A 19,909-nucleotide genomic window follows, 5' to 3' on the forward strand; every position below is an offset into this window, starting at 1 on the left:
GACCCGCAGGCATTGGTGCAGGCGCTGCTGCAGCATTTCAATCAGGAACCCTACGTTTACACGCTGAAACCGCCGCCGACCGGTGTGGATGGCATCGATGCGTTCCTCTTCGATACCCGCCGCGGTTTCTGCGCGCACTACGCGGGCGCCATGACCTTCGTCCTACGCGCGGCCGGCATTCCGGCACGCGTGGTGGCGGGCTACCAGGGCGGCGAGGTGAATCCGGCCGGCAACTACATCTCGGTCCACCAGTTCGACGCCCACGCCTGGGTCGAGTACTGGCTTCCCGAACGCGGCTGGGTGAGCGTCGATCCCACGTTCCAGGTCGCCCCGACCCGTATCGAACAGGGCCTGGAGGAGGCGGTGGCCGGAGAGCGCAGCTTCCTGCAAGGCTCGCCGTTCTCCGCGTTGCGCTACCGCTCAATCGGCTGGATGAACCAGCTGCGCCTGTCCTGGGACAACTTGAACTACGGTTGGCAGCGCTGGGTGCTGGCGTACCAGGGCGAGGAGCAGGCCAATCTGTTGCAGCGATGGTTCGGCGCCTTCGATACACGTCTGCTGCTGATTGCCCTGATCGGTGGCGGTGGGCTGATTCTGTCGGCGGTGGCGCTCGGGCTGTTGAAACCCTGGCGTCGCGAACGCGATCCGCAGCAGCGGGTGTTTCTGGGCTTCGAGCGTCTGCTGGCGCGCCACGGCTTGCGCCGGGCGCGGGGCGAGGGGCCGCGTGCATTCGCCGAGCGTGCCGCCACGGCGCTGCCGCAACAGGCCGAAAGCATCCGCGCGTTCCTTCGCATCTACGAGGCGCAGCGTTATGCCGGCAGGCCCGCCGCCGTCGGCGAACTGCGTCAGGCACTCACCGGCTTGCGTCGGCGCCTGCCCTGGCGGTTCACCCGCAGCACCCGCTGAAGCGCCGATCAGCCAGCGCAATTGGCGCTTCAGCCTTGTCTGCCGCCCGCATCCATCCCCTAAGATGCATCCCTTTCCAGGTCGCAGTGCAATGATGAGGTGAGCATGACCCTGTTCGAACTGATCCAGGCTGTACGCACGGACCCGAACAACATCCAGGTTCCCAAGGAGTGGGGCCAGGGCCGCGCCGGCTTCGGCGGGCTGGCGGCCGCGCTGGTCTACGAGGCGATGCGGGCGAAAGTGCCGGAAGGCCGGCCGCCGAGATCGCTGGCGATCACCTTCGTTGGCCCTTTGGTCTGCGAGAAGCCGGTGCGCTTCGAGGCGGAGGTGCTGCGTGAGGGCAAGGCAGTGAGCCAGGTGCTCGGTCGCGCCGTTCAGGATGGCCAGGTGGTGACGCTGGTCCAGGGCAGCTTCGGCGCGTCCCGCGAGTCCGCGGTGAATGTTCCGGCATTGCCGGCTCCGGCCATGAAACCGGTCGAGGAGTGCCCGGAGCTGCCCTACATCAAGGGGATCACACCGGAATTCGGCCGTCACCTGTCGATGCGCTGGGGACTCGGCGGCTTTCCATTCAGCAACAATCCGTCTCGGGAAATGGGCGGCTGGGTGCGTTTGCGCGGTGAGATCGATGAGTTGCCGGTGAACGAGGCGCACCTGCTGGCGCTCGTCGACGCCTGGCCGCCGGCGCCGCTTTCCCACCTGCGCAGCCCGGTGCCGGGCAGCTCGCTGACCTGGACCATCGAATTCGTCCAGCCGATACCGCCGCTGACCACCCACGACTGGTGCCTGTACCGCGCCGAAATCGAACATGCCCGTGACGGCTACGGGCACGTCGCCGCTGCACTGTGGACACCCGCTGGCGAACTGGTCGCGTTGAGCCGGCAAACCGTCACGGTGTTTGGCTGAGCGGTCGCGCGTTCAGGGTCGGCGACGCTTCCAGGCACGCCACCAGCCGCCGCTCAGAAGGAAGCGCGGAAAGGTCACGAACTGCTCCAGCAGAACCTCCTGCAGGCATTCCTGATCGGCCTCCACGGATTGTTCCTCCCGCTTGTGCCCCTGGCGCTGCAGCGCCAGCGCGGCGACCAGCCCGATCACCCCCAGCACCACCGGCAACAGGCTCGCGCCCAGCAACCCGGCGAGCAACAGCAGGCTGGCGACGATGAACAGCGGCACGGCGATCAGGTGCAGCAGCAGGTTGGTCGGGTGACGGTGAGTGGCGGCGTAGTCCGGCGTCGAGCGGGACGGGTAGTGCAGGCGCAGGCCCATGGTCGGCATTCCTTGAAGAGATGCCTGAAGTCTAGGGTGCGGCCATGCCGGGCGGCGAATGAGGACTGCCTATGGAGGCCATAGGCAGTTATGCGGAAAGGCTCAGAGCTTCAACTGACGGATCGCACGGCTCAGCTCGCCGGCCAGCGAGGCGATTTCGCTGCTGGTGGCGGCGGAGGAGACGGTCTGCTGCACGGTCTGTTCCGTGACGTCGCGGATGCCCACTACCGAACGGGTCATTTCCTCGGCGACCTGGCTCTGCTGCTCGGCGGCGACGGCGATCTGGGTATTGCTGTCGCGCATCTGCGCAACGGCCTGGGTGATGGCCTCCAGCGCCTCGCCCGCATCGTTGGCCAGCTTCACGCAGTCATCGGCCTTCAGCGAACTTTCCTGCATGAATTCGACGGCGTCGCGGGTTCCAGACTGCAGCGCGCCGATCATGTTGGTGATCTCGTCGGTGGAGTCCTGGACGCGCTTGGCCAGGTTGCGCACTTCGTCGGCGACCACGGCGAAGCCGCGGCCCATTTCGCCGGCGCGTGCGGCCTCGATGGCGGCGTTGAGGGCGAGCAGGTTGGTCTGTTCGGCGATTCCGTGGATAACGCTGACCACGCTGCTGATCTTCTGGCTGTCGGCCGCCAGCTGCTGAATCATCTCGGCGGTCTGTTGTACGCCGGTGGAAAGCCCGGAAATCGACTGTTTGACCCGGCCTACAACATTCTGCCCGGCGCCGGCCAACTGGTCGGCCGAGCGCGACTGATCGCGGGTGTCGGCGGTGTGCTGGGCGATGTGGTGAACGGTGGCGGACATCTCGTTGATCGCGGTGGCGGCCTGGTCGGTCTCGCTCTGCTGGCCGAGCATGCCCTGGCGCACCTCACTCATGCTGGTGGCGAGGCTGCCCGCGCCCTCGTCGAGGCGCGAAGCGGCCTGGGCGACGGTGCAGACTACACGCTGGTAACCCGCCTGCATGGCGTTGAAGGCGCTGGCCATGCGGCCGACCTCGTCCTTGCCTTCGAGCGGCACGCGGGCAGACAGATCGCCGCTGCTTTCGACGTGCAGCATCACGTCCTTGAGCATGTTCAGGTGGCTGAGCAGGAAACGGATGAGCAGTTGCGAGGCGGCCAGCAACAGCAGCATCAGCACGGCCACGGCAATGGCATAGGCCGGAGCGCGTTCGATGAAGATATCCAGCAGGCTCGGCGCCCGCGCCAGCAGCGCGACGCGCGCGCCATTCAGGTCGATCACCTGGGCGCCGATCAACGGCTGGTCGCCGAACAACGAATCGTGCGGCAATTCGATCCAGCCGTTGGCGCGGGTCAGTTCGGCGCCGAGGTTGTTCTCCAGGCGGGGCGGCGCGTCCTTGCTGAAGCTCAGCAGGCTGGAAGAGGTAGGCAGGGGCTGCTGCGCCGGCCAGCTGGCGACGATCCGGGCCTGCTCCTGGGCATGGCGCTGCGCGTCGACGCTGCGACCACCCTGTTCCAGGTGCATCGCGTAGAGCACCACCAGCAAGGTGGTGAGGAACGACACTGCATTGAGCGCCCAGAATTTGTACTTCAGAGAAAGGTCGCGAATCCAGACACCCATGGCGTTCTTCTTCTATTCAAAACTGATCGATTGGCAGTGCCAGTATTTTGCCAGCAATGGCTCGTTGGCTGCTGACGATGGTCAAGCCGTCATGACAGGTTAACGGCGGCTAAACCTCAGGCTTGAGGATAGCGACCGATTTATCTCGGCGGCAGCGGAAGGCGGAAAAACTCTCGCGCACAAGCGCTGCTGTGCTCCGCCAGGAGCGCTGGCGACTCCTCGCGGTGGCGCGCCACCACGCCGAGCACTTCGCCGAGATAGCCTGGCTCGTTTCGGTTGCTCTTGGGTTTGGGCCGCAGGCTGCGTGGCAGCAGGTAGGGCGCGTCGCTCTCCAGCATCAGGCGGCCGCGGGGCACTTCGCGCACCAGCGGTTGCAGGTGCAGGCCGCGGCGTTCGTCGCAGATCCAGCCGGTGATGCCGATGTGCAGATCCAGGTCGAGATAACCGAACAGCGCGCGTTTCTCGCCGGTGAAGCAATGCACCACCGCGGCGGGCAGACGATCGCGATAGTCGCGGAGGATTTCCAGCAGCCGCTGGCTGGCGTCGCGTTCGTGCAGGAACACCGGCAGGTTCAGTTCCACGGCGAGGGACAGCTGCTCCTCCAGCGCCTTTTCCTGCTGCGGCCGCGGGGAGAAGTCGCGGTTGAAGTCCAGCCCGCATTCGCCGACGGCGCGCACACGCGGATCGCCGAGCAGCACGCGCAGCTGGCTCGCGCTGTCGGCGGACCACTGGCTGGCGTCGTGCGGGTGCACGCCGGCGGTGGCGAACAGGCGAACGGCATCCGGGTCGAGCGTCTCGCACAGCAGCAGCGCTTTTTCGCTCTCCTCGACGCTGGTGCCGGTCAGCACCAACTGGCTCACACCGGCCTCGTAGGCGCGATCCAGCACGGCTTCACAGTCACTCGCGAAACTCGGATGGGTCAGGTTGACGCCGATGTCGATCAGCTCGTGGGGCCGCGTATCAGGATCTTTACTCATCTAATATCTTCAATAAAAACATAGTGATAAGAATATTACTTAATGTGCTTTGCCCTGTCGGGCTGGCGCCTTTGCACGGCCTGTGAGACTCTCGCCGATCGAGTGGGCGGCTACGGCCGCCGACAGTCTCTCATTCCTGGACGGCTGGAGCCCCTGCATGCAGGCGTTCCGGCCGGGAGATCCGATGACGCGAGCGTTGCTCCTTCTTCTCGGCCTTCTGGCCCTGGCTCCGCTGCCTGCCGCAGCGCGCCTGGCGGGTCAGGCCGAGAACTGGCAGCCGCAGAGCGACGTGCGCGATCTCGCCGATATACGCCGCAGCGGCGTGCTGCGCGTGCTGGTGAACCAGAGCCGCAACACCTCCGGCGAGGTCGCCGGAGAGTCCATCGGCGTGGAGTACAACCGCCTGCGGGCCTTCGAGCAATACCTCAATCGTAACGCCCGCGATGGCAGGACGCTCAGCCTTAAGCTGATTCCGCGGGCCAAGGATCAGTTGTTCGGTGCCTTGCAGCGCGGCGAGGGCGACCTGGTTGTGCCAGGCGAACTGATGGGGGTGCGCAACGAGCGTGGCGTCAGCGCCAGTACCGCGGTCATCGACAAGGTGCCTCTGGTGCTGGTCGCGCGCGCGGGCAATCGCCGTTACCAACGGGTCGACCAGCTGGCCGGGCGCACCGTCGTCCTGCCCGCCGGCAGCGCGGCCGGGGAGGCGCTGGGCAAGGTGAATCAGGAGCTGGCCCGGCGCAAGCAGAAGCCGATCCTCATCGAATGGGTGGACCCGTCGCTGGCGGTGGAGGACGTGCTGGAGATGGTCCAGGCCGGCATCTATCCGCTCACCGTGGTCGAACGCCCGATTGCCGAGCGCTGGGCCAAGGTGTTGCCGAAGCTGCGCGTCGACCGCAACATCGCGCTGGGCGACGAGGGCCAGGTGGCGTGGTTCGCCAGCCACGATGCGCCCATGCTGCGCGCCAGCGTCGATCGCTTCCTGCAGGGCTATCGCGCACCGGCGAACGGCGACGCCACGTTCCAGCGTGTCTATCGCAGGCTCTACCAGGTACACGATCCATTGGCGCGCAGCGAGCGGCAGCGCCTGGAGAAGGTGCGTCCGGTGCTGCAGCGCTACGCCGATCAGCATGAGTTCGACTGGCTGAGCCTTGCTGCGCTGGCGTTCAAGGAATCGACCCTCAACCCGGCAGCGCGTGGCGCCAGCGGCGCGGTGGGGCTGATGCAGATCACTCCGGCGGCGGCACGCACGGTGGGGGTCGACAATGTGCAGTCGCTGGACAACAACGTGCAGGCGAGTGCGAAGTACCTGGCGATGCTGCGCCGCCAGTACTTCAACAGTGGCAGGCTCGATGAGCGCGAGCGGATGGCGTTCGTGCTCGCCGCCTACAACCTCGGCCCGCAAAGGGTCCAGGGGCTGCGTGCGGAAGCCAAGCGCCGCGGGCTCAACCCCAATCAGTGGTTCTTCCAGGTGGAGCGCGTGGCCGCCGAGCAGGTGGGCATGGGCGTGGTCAGCTACGTGAATGCGGTAAACAAGTATTTCCTCGCCTACCAGCGCGAGCGCGAACGGCTGGAGCCGCGGCGCACCGCGCTGAGCGCCAACTGACTCAGCGATTACCGCCGCTACGGGCCAAGGCGAGTTGCTCGGACGCTTCCAGCCAGCGTATCTCGTCGGCGGCGAAGGACGCCTCGGCCAGTCGCCGGATCGCCACCGCGCGTTCTCCCTGATCGAGTTGCTCGTTCAGCTCGATACGCGCCTTCGATTTGCGAAACGACTGCAGCCGGTGATCCCAGCGCTGAGCCTGTTCGAGCTCGGCACGCTGCTCGGCGTTCGACAGGCCCCCGCTGTTCTGTTGCAAGGGTGCGGAGTGCAGCGTGGCGGCCAGGCACACCGCAGTCAGCAGCAACACCGGCAGAAGGCGGCGAGCGGCCGTCGGTTTCGCGCGGGAGGCAAGCGCAAATCTTGGCGCCGTTCGATAAGGGCGATGCTCCGCTGGCGAAGCGACGCTGAGGTGCTTCTTCATGGATGGCGACCGATTTCGCGACGCGTCCCCATGGCGCGTCTGCCACCCTGGCATCGCAGGATGCGTGCCACGTGGCGTGTTTTAAGGCCCGATGCCTCTATGACGCGGTCCCTGGCGGCATGGCCAAATGCTGGCCAGGCCGCGCGCCAGACAACCGGTTGTTACGAGGTGGAACGCCATGTGCGGCGAGGGTTGCAGCATTACCCGCGTATGCGCCGCTTTGGTTAACGCCCGATGGTTCAGGGTGACCTGCGGGTCGTCCGGCGGTTGACAGTGGCGGGCGCGGTTCTCTAGCATTTCACCCCTGCGCCGATTTAGTCAGCTACTTGCGGGGCGCCGGGGGCCGAAGGCTTCGAAATACCGCTAAAGCGCTGGTTCGGTGATGCCTCTCGCCGCTGCCCAGCGGACCCCGAGGCAGAGATTAATAGACGTGATTCCTTCTCCTTCCAATCTGCGCCTGGCCCCGATCACCTCGAGGCTGCTGCCGCGCAACCCCAAGATCCTTCTCGCCGGCGACAACCAGCCGCGACTGCTGCGCTACCTCGATGGCTGGCCGAAGGATCGCAACAAGGCCTGCAACTTCCTCATCCAGTTCGTGCGTGCCGACGAATCCCTGGCCGACCTCGCCAGCGACAGCTTCGATTTCGCGGTGCTACCTGCGCCGGATGCGAAGAACCTGGAAGCCTGCATACATGAACTGACCCGCGTCGCGCGGCAGGGACTGATCACCCGGCGCTGAGGTCAACGAGTTCGCCGCGTGCTCACGGATAGTCGATGGCGACGATGTACCAGGTCTTCTCGCCGGTCGGGGTATGGACCCTGACTTCCGCGTCCAGCGCCTTGCCGACCAGCGCGCGGGCCAGCGGCGAATCGATGCTGATCAGGTTCTGCTTCAGGTCCAGTTCGTCCGGGCCGACGATCCGGTAGCGCGACTCGACGCCATCCTCGTCCTCCAGCGTCACCCAGGCGCCGAAATACACCTTGCCGGCATCGGCAGGGCGCGCATCCACCACCTTGAGACTTTCCAGGCGCTTGGTCAGGAAGCGCACGCGGCTGTCGATTTCGCGCAGCATCTTCTTGCCGTAGGTGTACTCGGCGTTTTCCGAACGATCGCCCTGCGCGGCGGCTTCGCTCACCGACTGGGTGACCTGCGGCCGACGCACGTGCCACAGCTCGTGCAGTTCGGCGCGCAGGCGTGCCTCGCCTTCGGGGGTGATCAGTGGGGTTCCGGCGGTGCGCGGTGGGCGATAGCGGCTCATGGGGTTCGTGGCGAGGGTTGGGGCGCGGAGTCTAGCAAGCTCAACCCTCGCGCAGAACGGTCAGCGGGCTGGCATTCAGTGCGCGACGGGTGCCGATCACGCCGGCGCCGCCAACCAGCAGCGCACCGATCATCGGCAACAGCAGCAGCCACGGATGCCGATGCCAGGGCAGGTCGAAGACCAGCCGGTAGAGCAGGGCGCTGACCAGTTCGCAGCCGAGCGCGGCGAGCACGCCCGCGCAGCCGCCGAGCAGGCCGAACTCCGCGCGGCGGGCCTTCAGCAGCAGCGACCGACTGGCGCCCAACGCGCGCAGCAGCGCGCCCTGGCGGATACGCTCGTCCAGCGTCGATTGCAGGCCGGCAAAGAGCACCGCGAGACCGGCGGCGAGAACGAACAGCAGGACGAACTCCACCGCCGCGGTGACCTGCGCGAGGATGCTGCGCAACTGCGCGAGCAGCGCCTCGACCTGCAGCAGCGTTACGGCCGGGAACTGCCGGGCGAGCCCGACCAGCGCCTTGTCGTTGCCGGGCGGCAGATAGAAGCTGGTCAGGTAGGTGGCCGGCAGATCCTGCAGCGTGCCGGGCTGGAAGATCATGTAGAAGTTCGGCTGGAAGTTGTCCCAATGCACGTCGCGCAGGCTGGTGACCTGGGCCTCGCGCTCCAGCCCACCGATGTTGAAGCGCAAACGGTCGCCAAGTTTCAGGCCGAGGCTTTCGGCCAGCTGGGTTTCCACCGACAGGCCAGGCAGCCCGCCGGCCGGTAGTGCGTCCCACCAGGTGCCGGCGGTGAGCGTGTTGTCGCTGGGCAGGTCCTGCGCCCAGGTCAGGCTGAGGTCGCGGCGCACCGCGCGATCGCCCTGGGTGTCCTTGCTCACGAGTTCGCGCACCGGCTCGCCGTTGATCGTCAGCAGGCGACCGGGAATGATCGGGAACAACGGGGCCGGATGCGGCGACAGCTCGGCAAGGCGTGCGGCGAAGGCATCCTTGTCGGCGGGCAGCACGTTGAGCGCGAAGTGGTTCGGCGCGTTCGCCGGCAACTGGTTCTGCCAGGTGTCCAGCAACTCGCCGCGCAGCAGCGCGATCAAGGACATCGCCAGCAGGATCAGCCCGAAGGCCAGCGCCTGGCCGGCCGCGGCGAGCGGATAGCGCAGCAACTGGCCAAGACCCAGTCGCCAGGGCAGCGAAGCCTTCGCCAGCAGCCGACGGAGTCCGCGCATCGCCAGCAACAACAGGCCGCCGAGCAACAGCGCCGCGGCGATTCCGCCCCCGAGCAGGGCGAAGGTGAGCATCAGGTCGAGGCTCATCCGCCACATGATCAGGCCAAGGGCGAGCAAGGCGGCGCCGTAGATGAACCAGGAACTCGGGGCCACCGGAAGCATGTCGCGGCGCAGCACGCGCAGCGGCGGAACGCGACCGAGTGCCGCCAATGGCGGCAGGGCGAAGCCGGCGAGGGCGACCATGCCGGTAGCGATCCCCGCCAGCGCCGGCCACACGCCACCTCCTGGAAGGGTGGCTGGCAGCATGCCGCGCAGCAGATGGAACAGCGCGTACTGGGCCAGCCAGCCGAGCAGCGCGCCAAGCGTGCAGGCGAGCAGACCGACCAGCGCCAGTTGCAGCGCATACAGGCCGAGCGTGCTGCGGCGCGACAGGCCGAGGCAGCGCAGCAGCGCGCTGGCATCGAAGCGCCGCGCGGCGAAGCGTGCGGCGGACAGCGCCACCGCGACACCGGCGAGCAGCACGGCTGCCAGGCTGGCGAGGTTCAGGTAGCGTTCGGCGCGACCGAGGGCATTGCCGATCTGGCGATTGCCGTCGCGGGCATCTTCCAGGCGCTGGTTGGGCTGCAGTTGCGGGGTCACCGCATCGCGGTAGCGCGCCAGCGCCTGGCTGTCGCCGCGCCAGAGCTCGCGGTAGCGCACGCGACTGCCGGGCTGGATGATGCCGGTCGCGGCGAGGTCGTCGATGTGCATCAGCACGCGTGGCGTCAGGCTGTAGAAGTCGGCGCTGCTGTCCGGCTCGTAGGTCAGCACGCGGGTCAGGTGCAAAGTCTTCTCGCCGACGTCGATGGAGTCACCGATCTTCAGGTCGAGTGCGGCGAGCAACTGGCTCTGGACCCAGGCTTCGCCGGGTTTCGGGCCGCCGCCGGCGCGTTCCTCTGTGTAGGGCTCGGCGGCGCTCTTCAGTTCACCGCGCAGCGGGTAGGCACTGTCCACCGCCTTGACGCTGGACAGCTGGATACCGCTGTCCGTGGCGATCACGCTGGAGAATTCCACTGCCTGGGCGTGGTCCAGGCCGAGCGCAGTGCCGGCCTCGACCTGCTCCGGGGACGCCGGCGAGGAGCCGCGCAGTACCAGATCGGCGCCGAGAAATTCGGTGGCGCGCATCAGCATGGCGCCGTTCAGCCTGGCGCCGAAATAACCGATGGCGCTGCTCGCCGCCACGGCGACCAGCAAGGCGAAGAACAGCACGCGCAATTCCCCGGCACGGGCATCACGCAGCGACTGGCGCCAGGCCAGGGCGAACAGGCGGGTCAGGGGCAGGCGTTTCATCAGGGCTCCCGACGATCCACCAGTAGGCCGCCCTCCAGGCGGATCGCGCTGCGGCAGCGCTGCGCCAGGCGTTCGTCATGGGTGACCAGGACCAGCGTGGTGCCGTTTTCCTGGTTCAGCGTGAAGAGCAGGTCGCTGATGTGCGCGCCGGTGTGGCTGTCCAGGTTGCCGGTGGGTTCGTCGGCGAACAGCACATCCGGTTCGGCGGCGAAGGCGCGGGCAATCGCCACGCGCTGCTGCTCGCCGCCGGAAAGCTGCCGTGGGTAGTGGGTGAGACGCTGGCCCAGGCCGACGCGGTCGAGCAGGTCGCGGGCGCGTTCACGGGCATCACGACGGCCGTCGAGTTCCAGCGGCAACATCACGTTCTCCAGCGCGCTCAGGCTGTCGAGCAATTGGAACGACTGGAAGACGAACCCGACGTGATCGGCACGCACCTGGGCGCGCTGGTCTTCGTCTAGATCGTTGAGGCTGTTCCCGGCCAGCGTCACTTCACCTGAACTGGGCAGATCGAGCCCGGCGAGCAGGCCGAGCAGGGTCGATTTGCCGGAGCCGGAGCTGCCGACGATGGCCATGCTGTCGCCGGGCTGAAGATCGAGGGAGAGGTCGTGGAGGATGGTCAGCGCGCCTTCCGCGCTGGGGACCACTTTGCTAAGGTTCTGCGCTTTGAGAATGCTTGCGCTCATGGAGAATCCAATGCCTACGTGGTTTTTCGGTACCGCCATCGCCTTGCTGCTGTGGGCCCAAGGGGCGACTGCCGGCACCCTGCTGGTCGTCGGCGATAGTATCAGCGCGGGTTTGGGACTGGATACCAGCCAGGGCTGGGTCGCCCTGATGGAAAAACGCCTGCAGCAGAAGGGCGTGGATCATCAGGTGGTGAACGCCTCGATCAGCGGCGACACCAGCGCCGGCGGGCTTTCCAGGCTTCCCGCGCTGCTCGCCGAACACAAGCCGGAGCTGGTGATCATCGAGCTTGGCGGCAACGACGGGCTGCGCGGCCAGCCCCCCCTGCAATTGCAACAGAATCTTGCCGCCATGATCGAGAAGTCCAAGGCCAGTGGTGCTCGCGTGCTGCTGCTGGGCATGCGCCTGCCGCCGAACTATGGCGGGCGCTACAACCGCAACTTCGAGCAGGTTTTCGCGACGCTGGCCGAGCAGGAGAAGGTGCCGATGGTGCCGTTCTTCCTCGAAGGCGTCGGCGGCGTGCCGGGGATGATGCAGGCGGACGGCATCCATCCGGCGGCGGTGGGTCAGCCGCGCATGCTCGACAACCTTTGGCCGACCCTGGAACCGCTGCTTTAACGCGCGGCGCCATCTTTTCCGCGCGGGGCCTTTCGGCTAAGGTGGCGGCCCCGTTCTGGAGCCCCCGATGCCGCGTCCCGCCTGGTCTCTGCATGCCTATCAACTGATCGAGCCGGACGAACAGCTCGACCTGTTCGCCTGTCGCGAGATACGCCTGCATATCGTCGAACGCCAACTCGAATTGAGCGGGCATGCCGATCGCACCCTGTGCGGTGGTTTGTTGCCGGCCATGCCGCGCTGGCGGAGCATGGAAAGGGCCGCGCTGCACGATCGGCGCCTGTGCGTGCACTGCAAGGCCATGCTGCAGCAGCACCGGCGCGGTAGCCGCCCCGAATGGCCGATGGCCTGAGGTCGGGCCGCCCCGAGGACTCCCCGAGGCAGAGGCCTGCGTGTACAATTTCGCCTCTTTCCCGTCATACCCCTCAAGGATTTTTCGGATGTCGTCGCGCGTTCCTGCGGTCGCCTGCTCATTGTTCGTCACCGCGCTGAGTGTCGCGGGTTCCGCCTTCGCACTGGAGCTGCCCCTGCCGCCGCCGGGTGAGGACGTGGTCGGGCAGATTCAGGTGGTCACCGCCAAATACGAGGACACCTTCGCCGACGTCGGCGAGGCCAACGACCTCGGCTACCTGGAAATGGTCGCCGCCAACCCCGGTGTCGACCCGTGGCTGCCGGGCGCCGGCACCGAAATCATCCTGCCGACGCGCTTCATCCTTCCGCCCGGTCCGCGCGAAGGCATCGTCATCAACCTCGCCGAGTACCGCATGTACTACTACCCGAAAGGTGAGAACGTGGTGCACACCTACCCGCTGGGCATCGGTCGCGAGGGCTGGGGTTCGCCGATCACCTTGACCAAGGTGACCGCCAAGACCGCCAACCCGGCCTGGTATCCGCCGGCCTCGATCCGCGCCGAACACGCCGCCGAGGGTGACCCGCTGCCGGCGGTGGTGCCGCCGGGACCGGACAACCCGCTGGGTCCGTTCAAGTTCAGCCTGAGCCTGCCCGGTTACCTGATCCACGGTTCCAACAAGAAGTTCGGCATCGGCATGCGCGTCAGCCACGGCTGTTTCCGCATGCTCAACCAGAACGTGCTGGAGCTGGCCAAGATGGCGCCGGTGGGCACGCCGGTACGCATCATCAACGAGCCCTACAAGTTCGGCGTCAGCGGCGGAAAGATCTATCTCGAAGCCCATCAGCCACTGGATGACCACGGTGACCCTTCGCACGTCGACAAGCACACCGCGGTGATTAACACGCTGCTGCAGCGTCAGGACATCGCCGCCAACCAGCAGATGGACTGGGAAATCGTTCGCGAGGTGGTGGCGGCCGAAGACGGCCTGCCGATCGAAGTCGCCGAGAGCGTCCTGCACGCCGCGAGCCTTCCCGGCGTTCAGTGATCTCTCTGACAAAAAAAGCCCCGCCGTGCATTGCCGGCGGGGCTTTTTATTGGGCAAATCGCGGGCATTAAAAAGCCGACCCAGGGGTCGGCTTCGATAGTCCGGAGACTATTACTTGCGGCTGGCTTTTTCCAGCATACGCAGAGCGCGCTCGTTGGCTTCGTCAGCAGTTTGCTGAGCCTTCTGAGCAGCGGCCATGGCGTCGTCGGCTTTGCGGTAGGCTTCGTCGGCACGAGCCTGAGCGCGAGCAGCGGCGTCTTCGGTGGCGGTCAGACGGGCTTCAGTTTCTTTGGTGACGCTGCTGCAACCGGTAGCCAGAACTGCGGCCAGAGCCAGAGCAGAGAATTTCAGAACGTTGTTCATCGTGTTCCCCTTAAGGTGGACAATCTATTCAAGCAATTTCCCGAACCAGGAAATTTGCGGGCTATATGTTACCTATAACTTGGGCCAAGTAAACGCGGCAAGCGCAAGGTATAGGTAGTTTTTTGAAGAAGTTGCGCAGAGAATGCTCTTGGCGCCTTTTTTTGTATAAAAAACAACCAGCTGGTGTTCTTCCCAGATATCCGCCCAGTCCGCGGACACTATGTGGCGATGACACTTTTCATTCGCCTAATAGGCAATAGCCAGGGATTCTCCAGCACGTCAGACTGGCCGAGCGATCTCTCCAGTCCTGAAAACGCCCCCGGTACAACTCCGCGGAGGGTCGCCGTGATCCTCCCGCGTACTGTCGAGTGCACCGTCGGGCATATCGACTATTCACTTGGCCGGCATCGGAGTGTTACAAAGCCAGAACGCCGAGGCATCAACGCCTGTCGAAGTGGCAACGACCGGTCACAGTCTCCGCCAGAATAAGATCAATAAGATTCGGACCCGCCCACGAGGTCCGCCGAGGAGTAAGCAATGAGCGAGGCATTATCCATCCGGCATGACCAGACGGCTCATCAGTTCGAGATCATCGTGGATGGTAATCGAGCCTACTTGGCATACATGGACCTGGGTAAACAGACGCTGGACATCTACCGCACCTTCGTCCCCAACGCCCTGCGTGGACGCGGTATCGCCCTGGCATTGACCGAGCACGCGCTGGCCTACGCCGAGCGCATCGGCTATTCGGTGATCGCTTCCTGCTCCTACGTCGAGCGCTACATGGAGCGTCAGGAGAAGCTCAAAGCCAAGGAGTGAAGCGGGTCCAGACACGAAAACGCCGGGCAATGCCCGGCGTTTTTCATTTCCCGACCGCTCAGCCGCGCTGGCGTTTGGGCAGCACGTCCTTGAGCTTCGCGTGCATCCCCAGCAGGGTTTTCTCGGTGGTGTCCCAGTCGATGCACGCATCGGTGATCGACACCCCGTACTTCAGGTCGCACAGGTTCTTCGGGATCGACTGGTTGCCCCAGCCCAGGTGACTTTCCACCATCAGGCCGACGATGGAACTGTTGCCCTCGACGATCTGGTTGGCGACGTTGTCCATCACCAGCGGCTGCAGCGCCGGGTCCTTGTTGGAGTTGGCGTGGCTGCAGTCGACCATCACGTTCGGGCGGATCTTCGCCTTGGTCAGTTCCTGTTCGCAGATCGCCACGCTCACCGAGTCGTAGTTCGGCTTGCCGTTGCCGCCGCGCAGCACCACGTGGCCGTAGGCATTGCCCTTGGTGGTGACGATGGAGACGCCGCCCTGCTGGTTGATGCCGAGGAAACGGTGCGGGCTGGAAACCGATTGCAGCGCGTTGATCGCCACGGTCAGGCCGCCGTCGGTGCCGTTCTTGAAGCCGACTGCCGAGGACAGGCCGGAAGCCATTTCCCGGTGGGTCTGTGATTCCGTGGTGCGGGCGCCGATGGCCGACCAGCTGATCAGGTCCTGCAGGTACTGCGGCGAGATCGGGTCGAGGGCTTCGGTGGCGGTGGGCAGGCCCATCTCCGCCAGGTCCAGCAGCAGCTTGCGACCGATGTGCAGGCCGTCCTGGATCTTGAAGGAGTCGTCCAGGTAAGGATCGTTGATCAGGCCTTTCCAGCCGACCGTGGTGCGCGGCTTCTCGAAGTACACGCGCATGACCAGATACAGGCTGTCCGATACCTTCGCGGCAAGCGCCTTCAGCCGTTCGGCGTACTCGTGGGCGGCCTTGATGTCGTGGATCGAGCAGGGCCCGACCACCACGAACAGACGATGGTCGCGGCCGTCGAGGATATCGCGGATAACCTGCCGGCCATGCGCCACGGTACGTTGAGCCGCTTCGCTGAGAGGGATTTCGCGCTTGAGTTGATCAGGGGTGATCAGGGTTTCGTTGGAGGCAACGTTAAGATCGTCGATCGGTAAATCAGCCATCGTGCTTTTCATCAGGTCGGGTCGTCGGAGCGCGGCTTTCGAGCCGCTCGCGTTCCCCTGCGAGGCGGATCACCGAGGGTCGAGCGCGGGGGGAACGGAACCTTACCGCTTAGGCGGAAGCGAGACAATGGGCGATGCGCCTGCGCGGACCAGCGTCAGTGGCGGTCGAAGCTGTCGCGGGAGAACTCCTCGGCATGGGCGCTCATCCATTCCTGGGCGACGTCCTCGATGCCTAGTTGGGTACCCAGCTGTTCCTCGCGCTCGCGCCGATAGCGCTCGATCTGGCAGACCTGCTGCACCATCCGCGCCTTGAACAGGGTGTCCTCGTCGATGAAGGTGATGCCCACCAGGTAGCCGGTGGCTTCCTTTTCGCACCAGGCGATCACGCCGTTGCAGGTGGCGTCGTCGCCGAACAGGGGGATGCGCAGTTCGATCGGCGTGCCGTTCTGCAGGCGCTCCGTGCAATTGCACGCCACCCCGCCAAGGCTGATATTGTTCAGCCGCTGTCGCGGCAGGCGCTCCTGGTCTCGCAGCTTCAAATCGATGGGCATGTCGCTGGGGTGACGTAAGAACCGGCGCATGGACGACTCCTGGGATGACACGACGATGGCTGCTGAAGACAGTATAAGAGCCCAGCTCGAGTTGACAGACTTCGACGCGGATCACCGCCTGCTCGAACTGTCCGGCATTTCGCTGCTGGTATTCACAAGCATCGGTTGTGCCAGTTGCCGCTGGGTGCGTCGCGAGTTGCCTGGCATGGCGTTGCCCATCGAGCGCCTGTGCTGGGTGGACGCTGGCGAAAATGGCGGGCTGGTGGAGCGCTATGGTGTTTTCCACTTGCCGGCGCTGTTCGTGATCCGCGACGGCCAGTTCTTTGGCGCATTGCAGGCGCGACTCGAACGCGCTTCCCTTGTTTCAGCCCTGGACGCGGCGTTGGCCGGTCCCGCAGAGGAGCTTCCCTGATGAGCGAAATCCATCGTCCACGCATCGGCATCATCGGCACGGGCGCCATCGGCGGCTTCTACGGCCTGATGCTCGCGCGCGCGGGCTACGACGTGCATTTCCTGCTGCGCAGCGAGTTCGCTGCGGTGAGCGAGCGCGGCCTGCGGGTGGATAGTGCTGTGCACGGCGAACTGCTGCTCAACCCTGTGCAGGCCTACCGGGAGGCTGCGCAGATGCCGCCCTGCGACTGGTTGCTGGTCGGTGCCAAGACCACCAGCAACGCCGACCTCGCGCCACTGATCGCTCAGGCGGCTGCGCCGGATGCCAGGGTGGTGATGTTGCAGAACGGCCTGGGGGTCGAGGAGGCGTTGCGCCCGCTGTTGCCCGAAGGGCTGCACCTGATCGGCGGGCTCTGCTACATCTGCGCCCACCGTCGTGCGCCGGGGGAAGTGGTGCATCAGGCCCTGGGCGGGGTCAACCTCGGCTATCACTCGGGGCCGGCGATCGACGCGGCCGAGCAACAGGCGATCCTCGAAAGCGGCTGCGAAATGTTCCGCCAGGCGGGGCTCGAATCCACCGCGATGGCCAACCTCGACCAGGCGCGCTGGCAGAAGCTGGTGTGGAACGTGCCCTACAACGGGCTCTCGGTGCTGCTCGATGCCGGAACCGAGGCACTCATGGGGCAAGCGGACAGCCGCGCGCTGATTCGCTCGATCATGCTGGAGGTGGTGCAGGGCGCCGAGGCCTGCGGCCATGCGATGCCGCCCGGTCTTGCCGACAAGCTGCTGGTCATGACCGAACGGATGAGCGATTACCTGCCGAGCATGTACCACGATCATCTGTCCCGCCGCCCGCTGGAGCTGCCGGCCATCTATGTAGCGCCGCTCGCCGCGGCGGAGGCCAAGGGGCAGGACATGCCCTGTACGCGCGCGCTGTATCAGGCGCTGAGCTTTCTGAGCGCGGGGCGCGTCTAGCGCCTTTCTGCGAGCAGAATGGGTTCGGATTGTCGACGGTCGACCGAGGCATGCCATTTTCATATCCGCTGCTAAGCTGTGGCGAGGCCCAATTCGCTCGCAGTCGGAGGGCATATGATCCGGACCATTCTCTACGCCACGGACCTCGGTCTATACGCGCCTTACGTGTTACAGCATGCGGTTTCCCTGGCCCAGGCCTACAAGGCCGAGCTCTACGTGGTGCACGCGGTGGAACCCATGGGACTGTTCGCCGAGTCGGTGCTGCAGACCTACCTGGACAAGGACACGCTCGAACGCCTGCGCACCGATGGCCTGGACGTGGTCATGTCGAACATCCAGCAGCGCGTACTGGAAGGCTTCCGCGACGAAATGGGCGAAGCCTACGGAAACCTGGACCTGATCCGCACGGTGCGGGTGATCCGCGGCGACCCGCCCCAAGTCATCCTCGAACAGGCCCGTGAACTGGCGGTGGATGCAGTGGTGCTCGGTGCGCACAGCCAGGACAGCTGCAACGGTACTTCCCTCGGGCGCACCGCCACCTGTGTGATGCAACTGGCCGAGGTGCCGGTCTACCTGGTGCCGATGTTGCAGACGCGGGCGCGGGCGGATTTTTGAAATAGCGCGCACTAAATGTGAGCGTGCCTATAAAAATCGTCTAGCTTTACACCCTCAACTAATAATATGGTTATAAAAACCTGCCGATGGGCAGCGGAAGAACCACCTGAGGGACAGCCATGAAGCTTCAGCAACTGCGCTACATCTGGGAAGTCGCCCATCACGACCTGAACGTGTCGGCCACGGCGCAGAGCCTGTACACCTCCCAGCCGGGGATCAGCAAACAGATCCGCCTGCTGGAGGACGAACTGGGCGTTGAAGTCTTCGCTCGCAGCGGCAAGCATCTGACGCGCGTGACACCGGCGGGCGAGCGGATCATCACCACCGCGGGCGAGATCCTGCGCAAATGCGAGAGCATCAAGCAGATCGCCCAGGAATTCTCCAACGAGAAGAAGGGCACGCTGTCCATCGCCACCACCCACACCCAGGCGCGCTATGCGTTGCCTCCGGTGATCAGCAGCTTCATCAAACAGTACCCGGACGTCACCCTGCACATGCAGCAGGGCACGCCGCTGCAGATCGCCGAAATGGCCGCCGACGGCTCGGCCGATTTCGCCATTGCCACCGAGGGCCTCGAACTGTTCGGCGACCTGGTGATGATGCCGTGCTACCGCTGGAACCGCTGCGTGATCGTGCCCAAGGGCCATCCGCTGACCAAACTGCCCAAGCTGACCCTCGAGGGGCTCGCCGAGCAGCCGCTGGTGACCTACGTGTTCGGCTTCACCGGCCGTTCCAAGCTCGACGAAGCCTTCAGCCACCGCGGGCTGACGCCCAAAGTGGTGTTCACCGCGGTGGACGCCGACGTGATCAAGACCTACGTGCGCCTGGGGCTGGGCGTCGGCATCGTTGCCCACATGGCGGTCGACGAGAAACTCGATGACGACCTGGTCGCGCTGGACGCCAGCCACCTGTTCGAGTCCAGCGTGACCAAGATCGGCTTCCGTCGCGGCACCTTCCTGCGTGGCTTCATGTGCGACTTCATCGAGAAGTTCGCCCCGCACCTCACCCGCGACGTGCTGGCCAAGGCGGTGCAGTGCCACAACAAGGCCGAAATGGACGAGCTGTTCAAGAACGTCGAGCTGCCGGTCTACTGAGTGTCCGCGCCATGAAAAAAGCCTCCCGCTGGGAGGCTTTTTTCGTTCCGCCAGGGATCAGTGGCTCAGGTGCAGCCCGCACTCGCGGTTGTCTTCGCCCTTGGTAGGGTCGAAGTAGTCGAACTCGTTGGGCAGGTCGTAGCGGGTCAGGTACTGGTAGAGGTCCTTAGACGTCCAGTGCAGCAGGGGCGCGACCTTGATCAGGCCGTCCGGGTTCAGGCTGATCGGCTGCATCGCCGCGCGTACGGCCGTGTCGGTGGCGCGCAGGGCGGTGAACCACACCTGCGGCGCGGTTTCGCGCAAGGCGCGGGCGAAGGGCTCCAGCTTGACCTCCTCGGTGAACGCCGCGTGACGCGGATCGTCCAGCGCCGGCGTGGCGCCTTCGACGGCTTCGCGGTGCGCGCGCGAGCGTTTCGGCAAGTAGATGCTCAGGTTGAGGTTCAGCTTGCGGCAGATTTCGTCGGCGCACCGGTAGGTGGCGTCGGTGTTGTAGCCGCTATCCATCCAGATCACCGGGATGTTCGGGTCGACGCGGCTGACCATGTGCAGAATCACCGCCTCGAAAGGCCGGAAATTGGTCGTGCAGATGGCCGTCTTGCCAAGGCCCAGCGCCCATTCCACGAGCTTCTCGGCGTCGTGGCCGAGTTCGGCATTGAGGGTGTCCAGATCGAGGCTCATGGCAGGCTCCTGTGATTGGGCGCGGTTCGCGAAGGAGGGCGATG

Annotated in this window: 23 protein-coding genes and 1 pseudogene; 12 read left to right on the plus strand and 12 right to left on the minus strand. The window is 65.4% G+C overall.

Annotated elements, in window-relative coordinates:
* A partial coding sequence (locus B3E91_RS15865; RefSeq protein ID WP_287030419.1) for a DUF4129 domain-containing transglutaminase family protein occupies nt 1–906 on the plus strand: 906 nt, incomplete at its 5' end.
* Between the two features lie 105 nt (nt 907–1,011).
* Nucleotides 1,012–1,809, plus strand: coding sequence for an acyl-CoA thioesterase (locus B3E91_RS15870; RefSeq protein WP_287030421.1), 798 nt, complete (start codon nt 1,012–1,014; stop codon nt 1,807–1,809).
* Nucleotides 1,810–1,821: 12 nt separating this feature from the next.
* Here the strand turns inward: B3E91_RS15870 and B3E91_RS15875 are convergent, their stop codons facing one another.
* From B3E91_RS15875 to B3E91_RS15885, 4 genes and pseudogenes are all read right to left on the minus strand, one after another.
* Nucleotides 1,822–2,169, minus strand: a complete 348-nt coding sequence (locus tag B3E91_RS15875; protein WP_286784983.1) for an Mpo1-like protein — start codon at nt 2,167–2,169, stop codon at nt 1,822–1,824.
* A gap of 102 nt (nt 2,170–2,271) precedes the next feature.
* A complete protein-coding gene (locus tag B3E91_RS22320; protein WP_414708279.1) occupies nt 2,272–3,156 on the minus strand; it encodes a methyl-accepting chemotaxis protein in 885 nt (294 codons plus the stop codon).
* Nucleotides 3,142–3,750, minus strand: a pseudogene (locus B3E91_RS22325) (HAMP domain-containing protein); the annotation flags it as partial. The pseudogene B3E91_RS22325 and the gene B3E91_RS22320, both read right to left, overlap by 15 nt.
* A gap of 140 nt (nt 3,751–3,890) precedes the next feature.
* A complete protein-coding gene (locus B3E91_RS15885) occupies nt 3,891–4,727 on the minus strand; it encodes a TatD family hydrolase (RefSeq protein WP_287030424.1) in 837 nt (278 codons plus the stop codon).
* Nucleotides 4,728–4,911: 184 nt separating this feature from the next.
* Between B3E91_RS15885 and B3E91_RS15890 the strand changes: the two genes are divergently transcribed.
* Nucleotides 4,912–6,330, plus strand: coding sequence for a transglycosylase SLT domain-containing protein (locus B3E91_RS15890; RefSeq protein ID WP_287030425.1), 1,419 nt, complete (start codon nt 4,912–4,914; stop codon nt 6,328–6,330).
* A gap of 1 nt (nt 6,331) precedes the next feature.
* Here B3E91_RS15890 and B3E91_RS15895 read toward each other — a convergent pair whose 3' ends face one another.
* Nucleotides 6,332–6,748, minus strand: a complete 417-nt coding sequence (locus B3E91_RS15895; RefSeq protein WP_287030426.1) for a lipase secretion chaperone — start codon at nt 6,746–6,748, stop codon at nt 6,332–6,334.
* A 430-nt stretch (nt 6,749–7,178) separates the two neighbouring features.
* Here B3E91_RS15895 and B3E91_RS15900 point away from each other — a divergent pair, with 430 nt between their 5' ends.
* The gene (locus B3E91_RS15900; protein ID WP_090231009.1) at nt 7,179–7,487 is read left to right on the plus strand and encodes a hypothetical protein; all 309 of its coding nucleotides are present in this window, start codon (nt 7,179–7,181) and stop codon (nt 7,485–7,487) included.
* A 22-nt stretch (nt 7,488–7,509) separates the two neighbouring features.
* Here the strand turns inward: B3E91_RS15900 and greB are convergent, their stop codons facing one another.
* Genes greB through B3E91_RS15915 form a run of 3 tightly spaced genes read right to left on the minus strand, consistent with a single transcriptional unit; the run spans nt 7,510 to nt 11,235 of the window.
* The gene (greB, locus tag B3E91_RS15905) at nt 7,510–8,007 is read right to left on the minus strand and encodes a transcription elongation factor GreB (protein ID WP_273231566.1); all 498 of its coding nucleotides are present in this window, start codon (nt 8,005–8,007) and stop codon (nt 7,510–7,512) included.
* Nucleotides 8,008–8,047: 40 nt separating this feature from the next.
* Complete coding sequence (locus B3E91_RS15910; protein WP_287030427.1) at nt 8,048–10,552, minus strand: ABC transporter permease; 2,505 nt, start codon at nt 10,550–10,552, stop codon at nt 8,048–8,050.
* Entirely contained in the window at nt 10,552–11,235 is a 684-nt protein-coding gene (locus tag B3E91_RS15915) for an ABC transporter ATP-binding protein (RefSeq protein ID WP_287030428.1), read from the minus strand. The genes B3E91_RS15910 and B3E91_RS15915 overlap by 1 nt, the downstream gene beginning before the upstream one ends.
* A 10-nt stretch (nt 11,236–11,245) precedes the next feature.
* Here B3E91_RS15915 and B3E91_RS15920 point away from each other — a divergent pair, with 10 nt between their 5' ends.
* From B3E91_RS15920 to B3E91_RS15930, 3 genes are all read left to right on the plus strand, one after another.
* Nucleotides 11,246–11,851, plus strand: coding sequence for an arylesterase (locus tag B3E91_RS15920; protein ID WP_287030430.1), 606 nt, complete (start codon nt 11,246–11,248; stop codon nt 11,849–11,851).
* 67 nt (nt 11,852–11,918) lie between these two features.
* Nucleotides 11,919–12,200, plus strand: a complete 282-nt coding sequence (locus B3E91_RS15925; RefSeq protein ID WP_273231561.1) for a hypothetical protein — start codon at nt 11,919–11,921, stop codon at nt 12,198–12,200.
* 88 nt (nt 12,201–12,288) lie between these two features.
* Nucleotides 12,289–13,245 carry a L,D-transpeptidase family protein gene (locus tag B3E91_RS15930; RefSeq protein WP_287030432.1) on the plus strand — a complete coding sequence of 319 codons (957 nt, stop codon included), beginning with the start codon at nt 12,289–12,291 and terminating at the stop codon, nt 13,243–13,245.
* A 111-nt stretch (nt 13,246–13,356) separates the two neighbouring features.
* Here the strand turns inward: B3E91_RS15930 and B3E91_RS15935 are convergent, their stop codons facing one another.
* Nucleotides 13,357–13,608: an Lpp/OprI family alanine-zipper lipoprotein gene (locus tag B3E91_RS15935; RefSeq protein WP_090231002.1), complete on the minus strand. Its 252-nt coding sequence runs from the start codon at nt 13,606–13,608 to the stop codon at nt 13,357–13,359.
* Between the two features lie 537 nt (nt 13,609–14,145).
* Here B3E91_RS15935 and B3E91_RS15940 point away from each other — a divergent pair.
* A complete protein-coding gene (locus B3E91_RS15940; protein ID WP_090231001.1) occupies nt 14,146–14,427 on the plus strand; it encodes a GNAT family N-acetyltransferase in 282 nt (93 codons plus the stop codon).
* 58 nt (nt 14,428–14,485) lie between these two features.
* On the opposite strand, the gene B3E91_RS15945 is transcribed toward B3E91_RS15940, so the two are convergent.
* Together B3E91_RS15945 and B3E91_RS15950 are read right to left on the minus strand one after the other, a co-directional pair.
* Nucleotides 14,486–15,562 (minus strand): 3-deoxy-7-phosphoheptulonate synthase, encoded by a 1,077-nt coding sequence (locus tag B3E91_RS15945; RefSeq protein WP_273231558.1) that lies wholly within the window; start codon nt 15,560–15,562, stop codon nt 14,486–14,488.
* Nucleotides 15,563–15,717: 155 nt separating this feature from the next.
* Nucleotides 15,718–16,143 (minus strand): PilZ domain-containing protein, encoded by a 426-nt coding sequence (locus B3E91_RS15950; RefSeq protein WP_287030435.1) that lies wholly within the window; start codon nt 16,141–16,143, stop codon nt 15,718–15,720.
* On the opposite strand from B3E91_RS15950, the gene B3E91_RS15955 reads away from it, so the two are divergent.
* From B3E91_RS15955 to cysB, 4 genes are all read left to right on the plus strand, one after another.
* Nucleotides 16,142–16,525 carry a thioredoxin family protein gene (locus B3E91_RS15955; RefSeq protein ID WP_287030437.1) on the plus strand — a complete coding sequence of 128 codons (384 nt, stop codon included), beginning with the start codon at nt 16,142–16,144 and terminating at the stop codon, nt 16,523–16,525. The two genes, B3E91_RS15950 and B3E91_RS15955, sit on opposite strands and share 2 nt — an antisense overlap.
* Nucleotides 16,525–17,478: a putative 2-dehydropantoate 2-reductase gene (locus B3E91_RS15960; RefSeq protein ID WP_287030438.1), complete on the plus strand. Its 954-nt coding sequence runs from the start codon at nt 16,525–16,527 to the stop codon at nt 17,476–17,478. Before B3E91_RS15955 ends, B3E91_RS15960 begins: the two co-directional genes overlap by 1 nt.
* A gap of 114 nt (nt 17,479–17,592) precedes the next feature.
* The gene (locus tag B3E91_RS15965) at nt 17,593–18,093 is read left to right on the plus strand and encodes a universal stress protein (protein WP_286784974.1); all 501 of its coding nucleotides are present in this window, start codon (nt 17,593–17,595) and stop codon (nt 18,091–18,093) included.
* Nucleotides 18,094–18,212: 119 nt separating this feature from the next.
* The gene (cysB, locus tag B3E91_RS15970) at nt 18,213–19,187 is read left to right on the plus strand and encodes an HTH-type transcriptional regulator CysB (RefSeq protein ID WP_090230995.1); all 975 of its coding nucleotides are present in this window, start codon (nt 18,213–18,215) and stop codon (nt 19,185–19,187) included.
* A 57-nt stretch (nt 19,188–19,244) separates the two neighbouring features.
* Here the strand turns inward: cysB and B3E91_RS15975 are convergent, their stop codons facing one another.
* A complete protein-coding gene (locus tag B3E91_RS15975; RefSeq protein ID WP_282343043.1) occupies nt 19,245–19,865 on the minus strand; it encodes a phosphoadenosine phosphosulfate reductase family protein in 621 nt (206 codons plus the stop codon).
* Nucleotides 19,866–19,909: the final 44 nt, after the last annotated feature.

It is taken from the genome of Pseudomonas sp. UBA6310, assembly GCF_002438225.1.
In the GTDB taxonomy this organism is placed as follows: Bacteria; Pseudomonadota; Gammaproteobacteria; order Pseudomonadales; family Pseudomonadaceae; genus Pseudomonas_O; species Pseudomonas_O kuykendallii.